The organism is Methylobacterium sp. E-005 (genome assembly GCF_022829725.1).
GTDB lineage: Bacteria > Pseudomonadota > Alphaproteobacteria > Rhizobiales > Beijerinckiaceae > Methylobacterium.
Map to the genome: position 1 here is coordinate 1 of NZ_JAKSYG010000158.1, position 456 is coordinate 456.

2 pseudogenes are annotated in these 456 nt (G+C 73.5%); both read left to right on the plus strand.

Going from position 1 to position 456, the window contains the following annotated elements:
- Positions 1-154: pseudogene (locus MKK88_RS17455) on the plus strand (efflux transporter periplasmic adaptor subunit); the annotation flags it as partial.
- A gap of 100 nt (positions 155-254) precedes the next feature.
- A pseudogene (locus MKK88_RS17460) lies at positions 255-456 on the plus strand (efflux transporter periplasmic adaptor subunit); the annotation flags it as partial.

Below are 456 nucleotides of genomic sequence, written 5' to 3' on the forward strand. Positions count from 1 at the left end.
CACTGATCGCGGCGACAGGGCCGAGGTCGAGACCCCCGTCCGGCCCGTCCTGACTCAGGTCGCCGAGCCGAGCGACACAATCACCCTCGGCCCCTTCGCGGGGACGATCGAGCCCCGCTATCAGGCTCAGCTCGGCTTCCATATCCCCGGCCGGCCAGGTCGCCAAGGCCGACGGCGGCACGCTGGCGCGCCATCTCCTCGTCCCCGGCACCATCACGCCGGATACCGACCGGATCGCCCGCGTCCCGGCCCGGGTGGTCGGGACCTTCGCGAAACGGCGCAAGCGCCTCGGCGCCACCGTGCAGAAGGTCAAGCGCGTGCCCGTGCCCGACCGCCGCGCGGGCGCCCACGCCAAGAGCAACTCACGCACAGCCCAGGTCCACGCCGCGCTCCAGACTATAAACATCGCGCGCCACCAGACGCCGCCCCCCTCCCAGGCTGCGCCCGAGGCCGCGC